The organism is Desulfocicer vacuolatum DSM 3385 (genome assembly GCF_900176365.1).
In the GTDB taxonomy this organism is placed as follows: domain Bacteria; phylum Desulfobacterota; class Desulfobacteria; order Desulfobacterales; family Desulfobacteraceae; genus Desulfocicer; species Desulfocicer vacuolatum.
The window spans coordinates 1-18,948 of the sequence record NZ_FWXY01000024.1; the positions used below are offsets into that span (position 1 = coordinate 1).

Here is an 18,948-nt window from a genome sequence, read left to right on the forward strand (position 1 = left end):
GGCCTTGAATTCTGTACTGTAACTTCTCAATTTTTCTCTGCTCATTTTTATGCTCCTTTCAGGCATTTTTTATTACCCGATTACGAGCAAAAAGTTTCCACATTATATAGGGGGTTAGAGAGAACTCATGGGGCGTAACATGGTCATAAACCTCGTTCTGGCGAATATCCTTTCGCCCGGACCATTTGGCAATATCAAGTTGACTGAGGCCGCCCCTTTGGGCCAGGGTGTTTAGCCAGTGCCTGAATTGGTGAGAGGTGATAACGATGGGGCTGCCGTCAGGCTCAGTAAATCCAAGACGACTGAAGACAGATGCTTTACCATGTTTTTGGCCTGCACCCAGCTGATTGTTTATGGTGTCAGTGGTAACGGTTTCAAACATGCAACGGTATGCAACTCTTCTGGGGTGGAAAACATTCCTGGGAACCACAAGTAGAGCCCCGCTGTAATTAAGGCTTGTTTCTGGATTTAAAAAAGGAAAATGCTTTGGGAGCATTTTAATGATGGCCTTTTCAAATTCATGGAAATTAAAATAGATGTGATGTCCAGATTTTATTTCTTTTACTCCAACATTCCGTGCCCATCGAATACCCTCGTCCGGCTGGGCCAGCCCAATGATTTTACTGACATCCTTTCCAGTGATTAATTTTTCACCTTTTAAATGTAGGCAGTCTTCAGGCAGATAAACCCTGTTGGCATTTTCTTCATACCATCTGGCCATCCTGCGGGCTTCTTCTGTCTCTTTTCGAAGTTTTGAGACGGCATCCTTTACTACGTCCACCATGGTTCCGATAATCCATTTGACCATGGGGGCGGCTCCCTTGGAGGGCCACCATCTGAGTCCATAGGCTTCACTACCATCTGGTTGTTTCTCATGGACCTCACAATCCACCGGGAGTTGGAATACCTCATTGATGCGATCCGATGCGCCGCAGAGAACAGCGACGATTGAGGTGCTAATGATATCAGGTGCCTCTGTGGCTAAATTATAAACATGGGGCAGGGCAGAAAGACCGGCTTCAGATGGTAATTTGTTCAATCGGTCCTCGTCTGCCTTCTTTCCCACCCGGTTTTTATCTTGGGAGCGCTTCAGGGGGTTTTTCCATATAAAAGCGTGGGCCACCAGCTTATTTTCAACCAGAAAGTGTGAGATCATCCCAAGCTGAGAGCCGATTCGGTAGGAGGTGGAGGCTTTAAATTTATCCCGAATAAGCTGGGCTGAACGATTGAAGACTTCAGCGTCTGATCGTTCAACCTTTGAATCTCCGTGAAGCTCCAATAGGGCTCGTTCTAAAGCACGCAGGGCCGATAGCCTAAAGCCAACGATCTTGGTGGGTTTCATGCCATGCTGATACCGCATATAGGATTTGGCAAAATTCAAAAACGGTAGAGAAAGGAGTGCGCCCGTTTTCTGTTTTGAGGTGTCATGGTTGCTCCATGTTAAAGCCACCCGCCCCTTACGACCTGAAATAAATACCCAGGGTGTCACATCCCAAACACCAGCATCCCAGTCCAGATCTTCCCCAAAGATGGTCAGTTCATTACGGCACAGGTCAATAAAGCCTTTGAGGTTATGGGCGGCATCACACTCATTTCTTGGAATAAATTGAATGATATCAGACATGACCTGCCCCCTTCAGTTTGATCTCCTTGCATTTTTGGACCACGTCTGCCACTGCAAGAATGGTTCTGTCGTTAACAAAGGCAATTCTTTCATCACCGGTCTGCTCCAGAGTCCTTTCACGTTTTGAAATGAGCTCTTCAAGCACTATTTCATGGGGACCGTCAAGCCAGGCCTGAAATTTCCGGCAGGTGTAACAGGCAATGGGGGCATAGGCCCCGCAGAAACCATACTTTCCACAGGTGCCGACACCTCCGCCTTTGGGTGATGCTATATTGGGGTTTCTAATTCTGCTGGCAGGGTCATCACCCCGTTTTGCCTTTGACTCATCTTCAATAATAATGCCCATAAATGCCTGGGCCATGGGTGCCAACTGCAATGCAATGGCCTTATCAATTCGTTCTATGATTTCCGGCGTTGCCTCAACATAGACACCCACATTCTGAATATCACTATGATCCAGAAGATCAGCAATAATAAGTTCGCCATGGCCCTCCATGGCAGCACGGGTGCCAATGGTTCTGCGAAAACGGGTGGGTGAGACTTTGATTTTTTTTCCGGTTCTTTCTGAAGTCACCTTCAGTTTTTGAAATATCCTGACTATCTCATTGTACAGATATGTTCCATTGCAATGATGACTGAATCCCACCGGGTTTGAACTCAACCAGTTTGGAAAGATTGGAAGCTCTTCAGCATCAATTTTGTCGGTTAAATTCTCCCGATGATATTTTTTTATATTTTCAATATGAATTTCTAAAAGTCGACCAAGGTCATGGTCCAGGGCACGGGATTTCAATTCCTCCCGAATATTTTGTCCCCTTTGCTTGGCCCTTGGCACCTTGAGCAGGTAGCTGGAAGAGCCGTCCTTTGCTTTAAGGACTGTAAGATCCTTTATTTTTAAGGCAGCAAGCTGGATATTTCTTGGTCCCAGTGCCATGTATAAAAGGGTCAAGACATACTGGTGGGTTTGAATTTTGTCCTGGGAATAGGCATCGTGCAGCGCCCCATAGATTCCATGCAATTCAATTTCTGTAAAGGGTCCTTTTTCCGGGTCCATGGTCAGAACCGCTTCCCCCTTAAAGTTTCCCCTGAGTCGTAACTGGTTGAGCAGGGCCGGTACTTCCGGTTGAATTCCCGGATAACCGAGGGCATGCCATTTTTTAAAGAATCCCGCCAAAACTGTAAGATAATATTCTTTTTTAGCAGAAAGCTTGTCTTTGTAGTTTATGATATGGGTACTGCTGATCGTGGACAATAATTTGTCAGAGTAAACCCCCTCAACAAATTTCCAGAAATAGAAAAAAATGTTGTCAGAAAAACTGGCTGATTTTTGTTCAATATAAAAGAGAATTACTTTTTTAAAGGCTTGAACTAAGTTTGAGTCACAATATCTGCCAAACTTATTAAAATCCAGGCAGATATTGTGACTGAGGTCGGCAATCACCCATTTGTCATCCTGGGGGTAAAATTGGAAACCACTCCTGCTTATTGCCAATTCTGGTAGTGACAACAACTCGTTCACTGGTACAGCAGATTTTAAAGGATTCATGACTTTACTCCTTTTTCATTAATTTTTTCTGTAGTTCCAAGGACGCTTCATTCGCTTTTTTCCTGACATATCTTTTCGTGTATGTCGCGGCCATACCGGAAAATTCAGACCAACCCATTAAATAGGAGCGTAGCTTCTTCTCTTCAGCCTCGGAAACATTATTTTGTTCCATTATTTCTGAAAATCTATCATTCCATGTATGTCTTAAAACATGGCTAGTAAGGTTGTCCGGCAAATCGGATATTTTATTTCGCAGGGTTCTGAACACTTTTGTAATACCAGCCAATGACAGGGGTTGCCCAGTACCTGTTGCAGTAAACAGGAACTCATGTCTGCCAGCACCAGGCGTTTTATTTCGTACATTTAAGATATAATCCTCAATCAGTGCTGCAAGGTCATCCTCAAAGGGAAGGATTCGGTCACGGGTCTTGGCGTTGGGTTCATAAGATCGTGGATCGTCCAGGTCGTCAGGAACTCTCCTGATCAGCAGTTCATTGGATTGAAAATTAATATCTTTGATGCGGGTCAGGAGCAACTCCCCTTTTCTGGCTCCCAGAACAAGCATCATTAAAATAAAAAGGCGATTTCTGACCCGCACTTCGGGATACCGCCAGGGGTTTTCAGGAGAATCGGGGCGGATGACATCCATAAGTCGCTTCTGGATGTCAGGGTCAAGTCCTTCCCGACTACCTTTTAAATTGCGCCCCTTGCTCGCCGGCAATCTGGCCTGGATGGCTTCTCTCATCTGCAAACGGGAGGTTTTAAACAAAGAGTGTGCTTTTGATTGTGGTGAGATCTTAGGCATCTGCTGTTGAGCAAGCCAATCCAGGTAGTCCCGGATATATAAAAGGCGGATCAGTTTTGTTTTGTTATCAACGGTACAGATCTGGGTATGAACGGATTTTCGATATTTTTCAATGGGATAGATACCGTTTGTAACGCCGGGTTTAGACAATTCCGGGAAGTTTTCAATATCTTTGCAGAGTTGGCCATAGGTAAGACCAGCTACAGAAACCAAACTCTCAATTTCCACGATGCCGAGCAAATCTTGATCTGAAAAACGCACATCAATGTTAATGGTGTTTGCATATGCCCAGGTGTAGAGATGCATGATCGCCCGGAGATTGGCTGCCAATGTTGCCGAGGACTTGCCTGAAGATCTTTGGATGGCGATGGTGTATACAGTTGGTAAAAATAGAGGCTTTCCATCTGCTTTTTTTATAAGGATGGGAAATCTTTCTCCATCATCAAACCTGAGCCATTTGATATAAAAAGGACTGGGCATAGTTTACACTCCATATGAGTACTGTTCACTACAAAATAGTATAAACTATAATTGTGAGAGTGTAAATCTAAAAATGGCGTAATTTTAATAAATTACGCCATTTTGTTTACATATTTATATTAGGTCATTTTCAGAACGGAATGTCATCATCACCTTGACCACCACCCGTCATACCCGGATCAGCCGGGCTGGTCCCGGGACCTGCTCCGCCCTGATATCCACTGTCAGGGGAAGCTCCGCCGCCCTGGGGGGGGTGCGGAGGTTGATACCCACCTCCACCCTGGCCGCCGTTTTGGTATCCGCCACCGCCCTGGGGTTGATAGCCGCCGCCACCCTGGGGTTGATAGCCACCACCGCCGCCTTGTCCACCTTGGTATCCTCCGCCACCAGCAGCTCCCCCGCCACCGCCGAGGAATTGAACGTTATTGGCAATAATATCAGTACTGTAGTGGGTTTGGCCTTCTTTTTCATATGTGGATGTCTGGAGTTTTCCCTCCACGTAGACCTGACGTCCCTTGGACAGGTATCGCTCGCAATTTTCACCCATTTTCCCGAAAACGGTGACCCGGTGCCATTCGGTTTTTTCCTGGCGCTGTCCAGTGTTTTTATCGGTCCACACATCACTGGTGGCAACTGCCAGTTTTACAACGGCCGTTCCCTGCTGGGAATATCGGATTTCGGGATCACGCCCCAGATTTCCCACTATGATTACTTTATTTACGCCTGCCATGTGATCCTCCTGTTCATTAATATTTATCTACTTTTACACATTGGGTTTTGTACCTTAATCTGATACGCCTGTCAAATATCCGCTTCCTTGTCAGACCGGTCATGCATAAAGGAATTGTTTTCATTTTTCATAGGGAATATCATCTGCTTTGTCATGAAAAGCCGGGCCGGTAAAACAGATAACAGCTTAAAATCCAGCCATAAAATCAGATAGCGGTGGGTTTTCCCATGACACAGCTCATCATATCCCTTTTAATCCGGGTAACCCACAAGCAAGTGGGTGTGGATGTATAATAATGATCTTTACATGCTATACTGAGCGGGGTATATGAAGAAGATGAAAAAAATAGCTTTGGAAAAAAGAATCAAAAGAAGAATCACCGCACGGGATCATATATTTTTTGCAGCCTGTGCACCGGGGTTAAAACGTCTGTGCCACCGGGAACTTATTCAGCAGATGCCCGATTTGAAAAATGTAAACATGATTCCCGGCGGAGTGGAGTTTTCCGGCACTGTTCAAGACTGCTATAAAGCCAACCTTTACCTTCGAAGCCCTTCCCGGATCACCATGCGCATTGCCGGGTTTAAGGCGGAAAATTTCAGAACCCTGGAAAAACGGCTTCAGGAGATCGAATGGGAGTTATACTTAAAAAAAGGTATTGCCTTTTCCTGCGATGCGGTCACCCGCCATTGCCGATTATACCACAGTGATGCCATTTCCCAGAGGGTGGAAAAACAGATCCTGGATTATTTTGATCAATTACCCCATGAAAGAAACAGCTCTGTTGCCCGGGGAATTCAAAGTGCCAGCCAACGGATTTTAATCCGGGGGGAGGATGATCGGTTTGAGATTTCTTTGGACAGCAGTGGTGACGGCCTTTACAAGCGGGGGCTTAAAAAATATGTGGGGGCAGCCCCCCTGAGAGAAACCCTGGCCTTTGCCCTTCTTTCTGCGGCTGAATATACCCCGGGAAAACGTCTCATTGACGGTATGTGTGGATCAGGCTCCTTTTCCCTGGAGGCTGCCATGATCACCCGAAACATGGCCCCAGGATTGTTTCGCTTTTTTAGCTTTGAGCAATGGCCCTGCTTCAGTGAAAAGCAGTGGCACTATTTAAAAAATGAGGCCACAAAACAGATAAAACTTTTAAGCGAACCCACTGTGTTTGCATCTGATCTTGATTTGCAATGCGTGGAGGCCCTGGAAAAGACGGTGGAGGAATTTGATCTGTCATCCACCATCCAGGTGTTTCCAAGTGATTTTTTTGCTTTGAGGCCTGATGTTCTTTCTTCCGGTCCCGGAGTGGCTGTATTAAATCCCCCCTATGGTAAACGCATTGGAAGCCCTGCAACCATAAAAGCATTATATAAACAAATCGGTGAAAAACTGGAATCTGATTTCAAGGGGTGGACGGTTGTCATTATCATGCCGGACCGGCAGCTGGCGGAATCGTTTTCTTTTTCCCATCGTTGGATGCCTTTGTTCCATGGGGGGCTTGAGCTTCATGCCGCCATTGGGCGGGTGTAAGTAAGAGGGGGGATTTGTCAATAGTTTGATGCTTCACATGGGGGATTGATGATTACATCAATGGGTCGGAAAAAGTAAGTTCATCCGGCATAAGTCAACCAAGGATATCTGATTTGCTTTTAAGGGGTATGCATGATTTCATCAATTAAGATTCCAGGTAAAATTCCAGATAATCGTTTCGGTGATGTCATCACCACCATTGATTCCCACACCGAAGGGGAGGGCACCCGTTTGATTGTGGACGGGCTGGGAAATATCCCCGGTATCACCATGACAGAAAAGCTCAACTACTTTAAAACCCATCACGATGATGTGCGATGTTTTTTGACAAGAGCCCCCCGGGGGGGTGAAATTCTGGCCGCCATGGTCACCGATAATGTGACACCGGAGGCTGCCTTTGGCCTCTTATATATGGATGCAAAAAGATATCCTTACCTGTGCGGACATGCCACCATTGGCGCTGTGGTAACCCTTGCCCAATTCGGTTATCTTAAATTAAAAGAGGGCAACAACGTTATCGGGGTGGACACACCGTCGGGGCTCATGACCGTGGAGGTAACATGCCAGGAGCAAGAGGTGGTCTCCGTGGCCATGGATATGGTCCCTTCTTTTGTGTACGATACTGCAAAGGAGATCACAGTGGAGGGATTTGGAAAACTTTGCATTGATCTGGTGTGCACCGGAGGTTTTTTTGCCATGGTGGACACGGAACAGCTGAACCTTTCGCCGGTACTTGAAAATAAAAATGTGCTGGTGGACCTTGGCATGAAAATCATTGATGCTGCCAATGAGCAGCTTAAGGTGGTGCATCCTGTTCGATGGGATGTCACCACCGTGGATGTTACTGAGTTTTATGAATCTACCAATGAAACCCCGGCCACCGGGGGCAGGGGCATGGTGATTTATGGTGAAAGCCATATGGATCAATCTCCCTGCGGTACCGGCACGGCAGCCAAACTGACCCTGCTTCACCATTATGGTAAAATCGGCATGCACCAGCCGTATATCAATGCAAGTCCTCTGGGAACCACGTTTGAGGCTTCCCTTGTGGATAAAACCTGCATTGGAGACCTGGAGGCCATGGTCACCCGGATCAAAGGCCGGGCATGGGTCACCGGCATCCACCATTTTGTCATGGATAAAACAGACCCGTTTAAACAAGGATTTATTATTTGATGCCAGCATTTCCTGATCTGATTGTGTTTAATGCAAGTGTTTGTACCCTGGATGAAGAGGTGCCCCACGCCAGCGCCGTTGCCATATGCGGTAAATATATTCAAGCAGTGGGTGGGGACAAAGAGGTGCTTGCCCTGGCCGGTCCCGGGACCCGGAAAATTAATCTGGAGCAGCAATTGCTGCTGCCTGGATTTACAGATACCCATTTTCATTTTTATGAATGGGCATTAAATTGCGACAGCATTGATTTTTCATCAGTTTTCAGTTTTAAAGATATGGAAAATGCCATACAGGGAAAAGCGTCTGTTCTGCCGCCGGGTCGTTGGATATTGGGCCAGGGATTTAATGAATCCGATTGGCCGGAAAACAAAATGCCTGACAGAGAAGATCTTGATCGGGTGGCCCCCTGCCATCCGGTGTGCATCTGGCGGTGCGATCTTCACCTGGCCGTGGCCAACTCCATGGCCCTGAAACTTGCCGGAATTGACAGGCACTCCCCGGAGCCCCGGGATGGCGTTATTGTAAGGGATGCATCGAAAAGGCCCACGGGGGTACTCAAAGAATTGGCCCCGAACCTGATAAGGGACGCCCTGCCGGAGCTGCCGGAAGCTGAGCTGCTTTGCAATATGGAAAAACGAATGTCCCAGGCCCATGCCCTGGGATTGACCGGAATACATGATATTCGTCTCATGGGAGGAGAAGAAGGCGCCACAGCACTTCAGGCGTGGCAGACCCTTCATGCCCGGGGGAAACTTGCCCTTCGGTGTCATGTCTCTTTGCCCGGTGAAATGACACAACAGGCCGCTGCTCTGGGCTTTCACACCGGGTTTGGTGATGATCTGTTGAAAATCGGGCACTTGAAATTTTTTGCAGATGGGGGCATGGGGGCCCGCACCGCATGGGTCACGGAAAAATATATAGATGCCGCCTATGGCATGGCCCTGACCCCGGTGGAGGAGATTGAAGCTGCGGTGGGGCTGGCCGATGGGGCCGGACTTTCTTGCATGGTCCATGCTGTGGGAGATCGGGCCTGCCATGAAATTATTGATATGTATGCCCGGATTGAAGCCCGGGGGCTCAGCCGGTGCACAATTCCCCACCGGGTGGAGCATGTCCAGATGATCCTGCCGCAGGATCTTCATCGTTTGGCCACATTAAAGAATCTGGCCGTTTCCTGTCAACCGGCCAATTTAAGCATTGATATCTCCATGATTGACCAATGCGTGGGAGAACGGGCAAGATATGCCTACAATCTTAAAAATATCCTGGACAGTGGTGTGCCCATGATGCTCAGTTCCGACGCCCCGGTGGCAGACCCCAACCCCTTTGCCGGGATTTATGCGGCGGTGAACCGGAAACGTGCAGATAAAATCCCAGGGAAGGGATGGTACATGGAACAGGCTCTCACGGTGGCTGAGGCGGTGAAGGGATATTCTTTGACCCCGGCCCGGGCATCCGGCTGTGGGGAATCTCTGGGTTCCATAACCCCTGGAAAACTGGCGGATATGGTGGTAACCGATCGAAATATATTTAAAATACCTCCGGAAGACATCCTTGATACCAAGGTGGTCATGACCCTTTTCAACGGCCGGGTGGTCCATGGATGACAACGATCTTGATGTTGGGTATCTAAGGGCTATTTTTGATCAGTCAGCCGATGGTTTGATGATTTGTGATGCCCAGGGCAGAATACTTAAAATGAACCGCAGTGCTGAACGACTCAATGGAATTAAAGCCTCCGAGGTGTTGGGAAAGAAGGTGGCCAGTCTTGTTAAAGAAGGACAGCTGGACAGATCTGCCACCCAGGAGGTGCTGGAAACCAGTCGTCAGGTCAGTGTGGTCCAGGTCACCCCTAAATCGGGGTATACGCTTCTGGTCACGGGGACTCCGGTGTTTGACACCAATCATGACATTGCCTTTGTGGTGGTGAATGAACGGGATATTTCTCTTATTGAAAACATGCGTCAGGAGCTTGACCGCACCCGGCAGGAATCCGAGAAAATACGAAATGAACTCACGGAATTAAGTCTGCTGGAATTGAAAGAGAACAATATTGTGGCTGAAAGCAATCCCATGAAGCAGACCCTGCATCTGGCCCTTAAACTTGCCGGCATTGATGCCTCCCATATTCTTATCCAAGGAGAATCCGGCACAGGTAAAGGGTTGCTGGCCAAATTCATCCACGCCCACAGCTCCCGGCGAAAAAAAACCTTTATGCAGATAAATTGTGCAGCCCTGCCGGAAAATCTTTTGGAGGCAGAGCTGTTCGGTTATACAAAGGGGGCGTTCACCGGAGCAAAGGAAACGGGTAAACCCGGCCTTTTTACCCTGGCATCCGGAGGCACATTGTTTCTGGATGAAATTGGAGAGATGCCCCCCCGGGTCCAGGCGAAATTATTAAAGTGTCTGGACGATCACGAAATAATGCCCATTGGCGGTACCACGGGAAAAAAGATCGATTGTACCATCATTGCCGCCACCAACCGGGATTTGAACCAAAGGGTTGCCACAAAACAGTTCCGTCTGGATCTGTTGCACCGTCTGAACACCTTCCCCCTTTCCATTCCTCCTTTGCGGGAGCGGCCCGAGGATATCCTGGAGCTGGTAAATCTTTGTCTTAAAAAGTATAACAAAAGATACCGTCGCCGGACACATATGGGGTATAAAGCCTTTGATGCCCTGAAAGCATATGAATTTCCCGGTAATGTTCGGGAACTGATTAATATCGTCAAGCAGGCCGTTGTCATGTGCGATGGAAGGTCTCTTGACGATTATATTATCCATGCCACTGCACCTGCCGGGCGCTGCATTTCGCCGGTTAAATCCACCAAAAATCCCACGGATCTTCCGGGAAAACTCATGGCTGTGGAGCATGATATGCTCCGGCAGGCGGTTCAGCAATGTCGTACCACCCGGGAGATTGCCGAATTTCTTGGCATCAGTCAGCCCACCGTTGTCAGGAAACTGAAAAAACACAGTATGGGCAGGTTAAAGAAATAACACTTGTCGTCATCGTGACACAGCTTGATCGTCACTTTCACCATGCCGGTGAATTTGTGGATCTTATTCCGGGTACCACATTGGAAACAGGATCGCCGGAATAGAAAAATAGAGGTATTTTAATTTCTTGATTCACATTTAGATCAAAGTCTTCAAAACCCCTTTCAATAATATGTTTTGGAGAATATGCTTAGATTCATAATTAAATCTTTTTTGTATTGTCTTTAAAATCAGGATGTTGAGCTTTTAGGGATGATTCATTAATGAATTAAATGCCGATTTTTATTTTTTGTGTTAGAAATTTGGTTGTTAAAATTACTTTTAATTCAGTAGTTTACAATAAATCGTCGGTGGCGGCATGTTAATTGTAATGTTAATTAATTTTTAACTCAACTTTCGGTGTTCGCATTTCGTGGTGGGGTCAGGCTTTCGTTATTGACATTATCGAGGCTTTTTTCGTTGGCAAAGGCCCTGGTCGATAACATCAATAACAAAAGCCTGACCCCGTCGGCACACTGACCCCATCGGTACATTTAAAAATGCCGGCTTTGAAATGAAGCCCGAAAGTTGAGTTTTTAAGATTCATAACAATTGTTCTTTCTTTACCCCTCCATGGTGACGGCCAAATATTTACGATGGTCTTTGGGATTAAAATAGAAAATACAGGACATCCTTCATGAAAGAAAAAACATGGAAACCGTGGTTATTGTTATCTCCTTCACTGGCAGCTGTTTTTTTACTTCTGGTGGTTCCGGTCTGTTTTGTCATTGTTTACAGTTTCTGGCTAAGGGCCCCCAGCGGGCAGGATATCCCTGCCTTTCAGATGGGAAATTACGCCAAGTTTTTCGCAGATTTCTTTTATCCCTCCATTCTTTTGAAAACCCTGAGGGTGGCCCTGGAAACTGTTTTTTTCTGTCTGATCATGGGGTATATTCCAGCCTATTTTTTTTATAAGACCGAATCACGGTTCAAGCCCTACCTCATGGTGCTGGTCATGCTGCCGTTCTGGATCAGCTTCATCATCCGGACCCTGAGCTGGATCAACATACTGGGGGATTCCGGTTTAATCAATCATCTCTTGATGAATATGGGTATCATTAAAAGTCCCCTTGCCATGCTGTACAATGAGGGGGCCGTTATCATGGGACTTTTACAGTATCTGTTGCCCTTTATGATAATGAACATCTATGTGAGCCTGGACGGCATTGATAAAAGTCTTGTGGAGGCTGCCAAAAGTCTGGGGTGCACCGAATGGCAGGCATTTCGAGAGGTGACGCTTCCCCTGAGCCTGCCCGGTGTGAGTGCCGGGTGTCTTCTGGTGTTTGTCCTCACCTGCGGTACCTATCTGCCCCCCATGATTCTTGGGGGACCGGGCAACGGCATGATTGCCAATTTGATTTTCAAGCGGGTTATCGGCACCCTGGACTGGCCCTTTGGATCTGCCATCAGCACCATTTTGCTCTTATTGCTGATTCTCATTGTTTACACCTACAACCGGTACCTGGGTATCAATCAGATTTTTAAATCCATGAGTAATTCATGACGGTTTTTATTAACCATAAAACCCCCGGGCAACCTCAGCAGAGCCGCCCCCCGACGGGCAATAGGAACCGGACAATTGAGCTGTCTACAGTTCCGGTCCGGGCCCATTGCCCGTCGGGGGGCGGCGGTATAATACCATTTAGCTCCGCGTCTACGACCCTATATTTGTTGTGTTCGCCAGGAGATGCTCGTTTATATGAAATACGCCTCAAATCAGGGGTGTGTTTCAGGCTTTGTTGTGGGTAGGCCCGGCCCGGGCATGGCAATTGTGTAAAAAAAACGTAAGGATCTAATATGAAAAAATTCATTTCCGGATGGTCATTGATAAAACTTTACACCCTGCTGATTTATGTGTGGATGTTCACTCCCATTGTGGCCGTGGTGATCCTGGCGTTTAATCCCCAGCAGTTTGGCACCTTTCCCATGGAAGGCTTTAGTTTTAAATGGTTTGTGAAGCTTTCCCGCAATGCCACTATTCTGGATGCCTTTAAAAATTCCCTGGTGCTGGGGGGATTTACAGCGGTGTTTTCAACGGCCATTGGGGTTCCTGCGGCCATGGCGTTCATTCGATATGATTTCAAGGGCAAAGACTTTTTAAATACCCTGCTCATTGCCCCCATCATGATTCCCGAGGTGGTGTTGGGGGTGGCCCTGCTTTTGTTTATCCGGTGGCTGCAACAGCCCAAAAGTTTTGCCTTGCTGCTCATTGGCCATGTGGTGCTTACCTTGCCCTATGTGCTGCTCATTGTCCAGGCAAGGCTTGTGGGGATAAAAAAAGAATATGAGGAAGCGGCCCTGTCCCTGGGGGCCAGTCCCTTTCAAACCTTTAAGGAGATCACCTTTCCTTTGCTGGCCCCGGCCATTTTTGCAGGCATGCTGTTTTCTTTTACCATCTCCTTTGATGATGTAACGGCAACCCTTTTCTGGGCAACGGCCCAGAATCAGACGGTGCCTGTAAAGATATTTGGTATGTTGAGAAATTCCATCAGTCCGGAAATCAATGCCCTGGGAGCGGTGATGATTGTTCTTACCGTTTCCATTCCCCTTGCGGCAGGCTACGTGACCCGGCGCTTTGCCCGGGGAAGTAAGTAAAAATAACCGCCACGGGCGGACCGTATTCTGACCTCGTTCCGCCCACAACAAAGGTAGAAATATTCCCCGGGTTTGCGGGGCATTTCATATAAAAAAAAATTGAGTTGCCAACGGATGTACCTGGTTTTTAACCTGAAACAATTAAGGAGAAAAGAATGGGAAAAAATTTGGAAAAACGATTGGACGAAGTGTATGAAAATTACAAGAATGGCAATATCTCCCGCAGGGATTTTGTTAAGTTCGTCGGTATTGCCGGTGCATCCCTTGGCATCATGGCCGGACCTTCCGGACTGGTGAGCCGGGCCTTTGCCGCAGACAAATCCATTACCTGTCACTCCTGGGGCGGCACCACCTCTGAAGCATTGAGAAAATTTGCCTTTGATCCCTTTACCAAGTCCACGGGCATCAAGGTGATTGATGCAGCCTTCACCGGCATGGATGCCTTTTTAACCCAGGTGAAAGCATCCATTCCACCGGGGGGAGAGTTTAACATTGCCCATTTAAGTGCTGTGTATGATTATGCCCGGTACACCGACCTTGGGTTTGGGGTGGCCCTGGATGAGGCCAAAATTCCCAATTTGAAAAATGTTATGACAAAAATGACAGAAACCCTGCGTAAAATTTCCAAGGGGACTCTCTCCGCCGTGCCCTACGATCTGGGCCAGACCGGTATTGCCTACAACACGGATAAAATATCCAAAGAAAAAGCCGAAAAGCTGGGGGCCTCCCTGTTGTATGACAAAGACTTGAAAGGAAAGATAGGCTCCTGGGGCGGTGATTTCAGGACAAACATGTGGTATGCGGCCCTGCACACCGGTCAGAGCCCCAATAACATCACGGATGAGAAGGCCGTGTGGAATGCCTTAAAGGAACAGCGGGGGTTGATCAAGAAATATTGGGCATCGGGATCGGAACTCATGAGTCTTTTGGCCAACGGCGATATCTATGCCACAGTGGCATGGTCCGGTCGGGTGGCAGCATTGCAGAAACAGGGCCATCCCATCGGGTACCTGGCCCCGGACGGCACCTATTCCTGGATGGAGTACATGTATGTGCTTAAGGGCACAAACCTTGATGTGGCCCAGCAACTGCTCAACTTCATGCTGGAACCGGCTGCATCCATTGCCGTTGCCCAGGGTCAGAATTATCCCACCAGCCTGGATCCCACCAAGATTGATATGCCCGAAGATGTGAAGAAACTTCCTGCCTTTGATCCCACAGGAAAGTTGGATGGATACTTGTTTGCCGATCCTGCCTATTGGAATGCCCATCAATTGGACTGGGCCGAAAAGTGGGACCGGATCATGGCTGGCTGATTGCGTAAAGGTCAACACCCCTTGAGCTAAGGGCTCAAGGGGTATTTTAAAACAGTGGGAGAAAATGGTTTGACACAAGAAAAAAATCCGGCTTTTGTCAGGTTTCAGGGAATTGAAAAACGGTATGGCAAGGTGGTGGCCGTGAAAAAAATGGATCTGGAAATTCCGGAAGGTGCATTGGTCACGCTATTGGGGCCTTCGGGGTGCGGGAAAACCACCTTGCTGCGCATGCTGGCAGGCCTTGAGACACCCACCGGTGGGGATATTTTCATCAAGGGAAAGCGCATTAATGATACCCCCATCCATAAACGGAATCTGGGCATGATTTTTCAGAATTATGCCCTGTTTCCCCATAAAAGTATTTTTGACAACGTGGCCTTTGGGTTAAAATATCGGGCTGTTCCTAAATCTGAAATAAAGGACAAGGTTGAAAAAGCCCTGGAAACGGTGCGCCTTCCCGGGGTGGGAAACCGAAATCCCTCCCAGCTTTCCGGGGGGCAGCAGCAGCGCATTGCCCTGGCCCGGGCCATTGTCATTGAGCCCGATGTGCTGTTGATGGACGAGCCTTTGTCTGCCCTGGATGAAAATTTAAGGGAAGACATGCGCCGGGAAATTGATAATCTCCAGGCTGAACTGGGGGTGACCACCATTTTTGTCACCCATGATCAAAGAGAAGCTCTTTCCATGTCAGACAAGGTGGTGGTGATGAAGGACGGGCTTGTCCAGCAGGAGGGCACCCCCGAAGAGGTTTACAATAATTCTGCCAACCATTTTGTGGCTGATTTTTTGGGACATTCCAATTTTTTAAGTGCTGTGGTTGAAGAAAAACACAACGATGTTCTCAAAGTCCGCCTGGATGATAAGAGCAGTTGCCTGGTGAGCCCGGTGGGGAATTTTGAAAAAGGGGATAAGGCGGAAATCGTGATCCGTGCCCAGAAAATGAAACTGGGGTACCAGGACGAACACTCCCCGGAAGAAGATATGAATTTTTTTCACGGCACCATTGTGGACCGCAGTTACATGGGGGGCGAGGTGAGTTATTTTGTGGAACTCCCCGGAAAACAGGTGCTGCATGTCATTAATTTTGTGAAACGTTCTCCCTATCGTCGGGGGGACGATGTGTATGTGAAAGTGGACCCATTTCATTGTCGATTGCTGCAATCATGAGCTGATTCTTCCCATATATTCGGTGTTGTGATCAACCCTTTTTACTTGATGACTTCTTTTTTGCGAAACCGGCCATAAAAAATGGAGTCATCACGTTTTAACAGGAAAATTGCGTTTTGGCGAAGGCAAAGGTGAAAACAGCGTGGCAGAACTTTCAAATTTCATTCCCTTGAAAAAGAGTTTTCTGTGGGTCAAGCAACATCTGGATCCCTCTTGGAGCTATATTGTCATTGAAAACAATGGAAACTCACAGGGATTGTCCTTGTTTAAGATGGATCACAGGGTTTATGCCTGTTTAAAACAAGAGAATTACACTTGGCAACAGGTCATTGACATGGATGTTTCCAGGGAATACTTAGTGATACGGATTCCGCCTGATAATGAGGAAACGCGTTTGGGCAGGATCATGGGGCTCGGGTTTCCCGGAAATACAGTGTATTATTTATACAAAGCTGAAGAGATAAGAAAATGAAAGAAAATCTGGATGGGCGGCTGACAATCCGCTTTGAGCATTCAAAAAAAGAGGCAGATGTGCCATTGTCCACCTTGGTGGATGGTGCGGTGAAATTTTTGGAATTTTACGGAAATGCGCAGTTCTGTGGCCGTGAATTTATTGCCGTTACAGGGCAGGGAAATGGAAAAACCAAGCTGGCCGCACTTTTGGGGGCCACGGGGTATGAAGCGGATGCCATGGGTTTTTTTTCTGCGGTGTTTGGGGCCATTGGCAGTGCCCGGGCACAGCATCTGGTCGTAAATGAAATAACAATTCCCCATATGCTGCTGGTGGCATTGCTGGAACGGGTGATACCGGGACATGGGTATCTTTCCATTAAAAATCCCCAGCGCCTGGAAGTGACCACCAATCTGGATATCCCGGATGACCGGCGGGGGGATCTCCAGAAGGTCATGGATAAATATCCAGTGCGCCTTTCCCGACATACCATTCGGCAGATGATGGTCTCCCGGGATGTGGCATATCAATACATGCCCTTTGTGGAAGAACTGGGTTCTGTGGGCCATGTCAATACCTGGATTGGTCAGTTCCATGAAGGATTGCTGGAGCAGATGTACCAGAACCGGGTGATTTTTTTGCTTAATATGAGCTGCCCTGTCTATTGTCGGTTTTGCTTCAGAAAACATAAAGAGTCCAGGAATGAAAACAATCCCACGGTGGAAGATGTAAAAGCAGCAGTAAAGCATGTGGCAGATTCTCCCTCCATCAAGGAGATTGTGGTCACCGGGGGAGACCCTTTTTTGAACCGGGCCAACATGGCCGCCACCATTGACGGACTCATGGCCGTGGATCATGTCCAGACCCTGCGCCTTGCCACCCGGTCGGTGGCCTATTATCCAGACCTGTTTCTGGAAAATGAAAAGGCCTATCTTAAATATCTCAAGCAAAAGAGTCTGGAACTCCAGCAGAACGGCAAACGCATGGAGCTTGCCACCCATTTTATTCATCCCGATGAAGTTTCTCCTGAAGCCCTTGATATTATTTCTGATCTGGTAAAAAATGGTATTGCCGTGTATATCCAGACCCCGTTTTTAAGTGACTGCAATGACACAGGACCTGAGCTGGTGAAATTGTTTCATCTTCTCCGGGGGGCCGGGGCTGAGCTGCACTATATTTATATTCCCTGCAGTCCCATCCATGGGAATTCCATTTATTGGAAATCCCTGTCCGACGGTATCTACATGGCAAAACACCTTAGAGCCCATTTGTCAGACCGGGTGATGCCACGGATCTGCACGGCCACCCCCATTGGTAAGATGGACTGGCACACCAGTGGCTGGGCCGTGGAGCGGGTGGCGGACAATGAAAATTTTGTGTGGATCAGAACGCCGTATACCCCGGCATATTTTAAGGTATTTGCTCCCTTGACGGAAAAATTGACCAATATCCGCACCAATGCCGAGGGCACCATTGATATCCAGTACATGGCAAAAATCGGGGATGACAGTCTCCTCCTTGGGGAACGCCCTGTTAAGGTTGCCCCGAAAAATGCGTTGGCAATGGATGCGGATGTGTCTGCCCTTAAGGAGGAATTAATTGCCACCTGTCAAACAGACGTTTCCATGGTGGAAACAAATATTAAAGGCCTTTCCCGCCTCCATGAAACAAGGGTTCTTGTGGATGCAGATGGGGTGGAAAAAGAGGCGTTAGCCTACATCGCAGAAGATAGCCGGATAACCGATGTGGTGGTCACGGCCAGGGAAGATGCAATGGACAGTCTTTATGTTATTTCCAAATTTGTTCGACAATTGCAGGATATTTCCCACGTCAATGCCGTGCGACTGCGATCCATGGCCTTTGCAACAAGTCCAGAAATTTACACCCTGGGGGTGGTCAATACCCTGGGGGATCTGAACCGATTGTCTGTGGTTAATCCCTTGCGACTTGAAATTGAAACCTGGTTTGTACAGGATCAGGAGGTTCAGCCCATCCATGCCGCCGTGGCAAGGCGGCTTAACAACAAGGGCATCACCGTTTACGCCAATGTGCCCTTGCTGGGCGGTGTAAATGACACAGATACCGCCATCCATGATCTGGCCTATGTCCTTCGACGATCGGGCATTGAGTTTCATCATCTTTATGTGGCGGGACTGCCTGTCCAGGGGCAATGGAATATAAAACATCCCGTGGATTCCTATGATGTCATTGACATTGCCACCATGGTGAGACGGGAAGGGTCGGGCCGGGAGATTCCCAGATACATCATTGCAACGCCCCTGGGTGAGGTGGATTATGGATTAACTTCTCAATTTATCCGGCAGGGGGATGCGCTAAAGATCAAACTCACCTGTTATGATACAGACTATTATCGATCCATGGACCCAAGGTTCTGCTTTCCCAAAGGTGTGGATCAGGATCTGGATGGACACCCTGTTATGGAACTGCCGGGATTTGTTAAAACCAATGATTTTCCCATTTCCTGATTTGGA

At 47.7% G+C, this 18,948-nt stretch carries 14 protein-coding genes; 10 read left to right on the forward strand and 4 right to left on the reverse strand.

The window, feature by feature from the left end:
- Window positions 1–58: 58 nt before the first annotated feature.
- From B9A32_RS17375 to B9A32_RS17390, 4 genes are all read right to left on the reverse strand, one after another.
- Window positions 59–1,624 (reverse strand): hypothetical protein, encoded by a 1,566-nt coding sequence (locus B9A32_RS17375; RefSeq protein WP_084071234.1) that lies wholly within the window; start codon window positions 1,622–1,624, stop codon window positions 59–61.
- Window positions 1,617–3,170: a site-specific integrase gene (locus B9A32_RS17380; RefSeq protein WP_139795876.1), complete on the reverse strand. Its 1,554-nt coding sequence runs from the start codon at window positions 3,168–3,170 to the stop codon at window positions 1,617–1,619. Before B9A32_RS17380 ends, B9A32_RS17375 begins: the two co-directional genes overlap by 8 nt.
- A gap of 4 nt (window positions 3,171–3,174) precedes the next feature.
- On the reverse strand, window positions 3,175–4,455 hold the full coding sequence (locus B9A32_RS17385) for a tyrosine-type recombinase/integrase (RefSeq protein ID WP_084071235.1): 1,281 nt from the start codon (window positions 4,453–4,455) through the stop codon (window positions 3,175–3,177).
- Window positions 4,456–4,585: 130 nt separating this feature from the next.
- The gene (locus B9A32_RS17390; protein WP_084071236.1) at window positions 4,586–5,185 is read right to left on the reverse strand and encodes a single-stranded DNA-binding protein; all 600 of its coding nucleotides are present in this window, start codon (window positions 5,183–5,185) and stop codon (window positions 4,586–4,588) included.
- A 351-nt stretch (window positions 5,186–5,536) separates the two neighbouring features.
- Between B9A32_RS17390 and B9A32_RS17395 the strand changes: the two genes are divergently transcribed.
- The 10 genes from B9A32_RS17395 to B9A32_RS17440 all read left to right on the forward strand — a co-directional run bounded on the left by B9A32_RS17395 (window position 5,537) and on the right by B9A32_RS17440 (window position 18,942).
- Window positions 5,537–6,712 carry a THUMP domain-containing class I SAM-dependent RNA methyltransferase gene (locus B9A32_RS17395; RefSeq protein WP_212637991.1) on the forward strand — a complete coding sequence of 392 codons (1,176 nt, stop codon included), beginning with the start codon at window positions 5,537–5,539 and terminating at the stop codon, window positions 6,710–6,712.
- Between the two features lie 132 nt (window positions 6,713–6,844).
- Window positions 6,845–7,888 (forward strand): proline racemase family protein, encoded by a 1,044-nt coding sequence (locus B9A32_RS17400; RefSeq protein ID WP_084071238.1) that lies wholly within the window; start codon window positions 6,845–6,847, stop codon window positions 7,886–7,888.
- Window positions 7,888–9,495: an amidohydrolase gene (locus B9A32_RS17405; protein WP_084071239.1), complete on the forward strand. Its 1,608-nt coding sequence runs from the start codon at window positions 7,888–7,890 to the stop codon at window positions 9,493–9,495. The genes B9A32_RS17400 and B9A32_RS17405 overlap by 1 nt, the downstream gene beginning before the upstream one ends.
- On the forward strand, window positions 9,488–10,888 hold the full coding sequence (locus tag B9A32_RS17410; protein WP_084071240.1) for a sigma-54 interaction domain-containing protein: 1,401 nt from the start codon (window positions 9,488–9,490) through the stop codon (window positions 10,886–10,888). Before B9A32_RS17405 ends, B9A32_RS17410 begins: the two co-directional genes overlap by 8 nt.
- A 676-nt stretch (window positions 10,889–11,564) precedes the next feature.
- Window positions 11,565–12,431 (forward strand): ABC transporter permease, encoded by an 867-nt coding sequence (locus B9A32_RS17415; protein ID WP_084071241.1) that lies wholly within the window; start codon window positions 11,565–11,567, stop codon window positions 12,429–12,431.
- Window positions 12,432–12,724: 293 nt separating this feature from the next.
- Window positions 12,725–13,522: an ABC transporter permease gene (locus B9A32_RS17420; protein WP_084071242.1), complete on the forward strand. Its 798-nt coding sequence runs from the start codon at window positions 12,725–12,727 to the stop codon at window positions 13,520–13,522.
- Between the two features lie 155 nt (window positions 13,523–13,677).
- Window positions 13,678–14,838 carry an extracellular solute-binding protein gene (locus B9A32_RS17425; RefSeq protein ID WP_084071243.1) on the forward strand — a complete coding sequence of 387 codons (1,161 nt, stop codon included), beginning with the start codon at window positions 13,678–13,680 and terminating at the stop codon, window positions 14,836–14,838.
- Window positions 14,839–14,907: 69 nt separating this feature from the next.
- Complete coding sequence (locus tag B9A32_RS17430) at window positions 14,908–16,005, forward strand: ABC transporter ATP-binding protein (protein WP_212637992.1); 1,098 nt, start codon at window positions 14,908–14,910, stop codon at window positions 16,003–16,005.
- 142 nt (window positions 16,006–16,147) lie between these two features.
- Window positions 16,148–16,477 (forward strand): hypothetical protein, encoded by a 330-nt coding sequence (locus B9A32_RS17435; protein ID WP_139795877.1) that lies wholly within the window; start codon window positions 16,148–16,150, stop codon window positions 16,475–16,477.
- On the forward strand, window positions 16,474–18,942 hold the full coding sequence (locus tag B9A32_RS17440) for a radical SAM protein (RefSeq protein WP_084071245.1): 2,469 nt from the start codon (window positions 16,474–16,476) through the stop codon (window positions 18,940–18,942). Before B9A32_RS17435 ends, B9A32_RS17440 begins: the two co-directional genes overlap by 4 nt.
- Window positions 18,943–18,948: the final 6 nt, after the last annotated feature.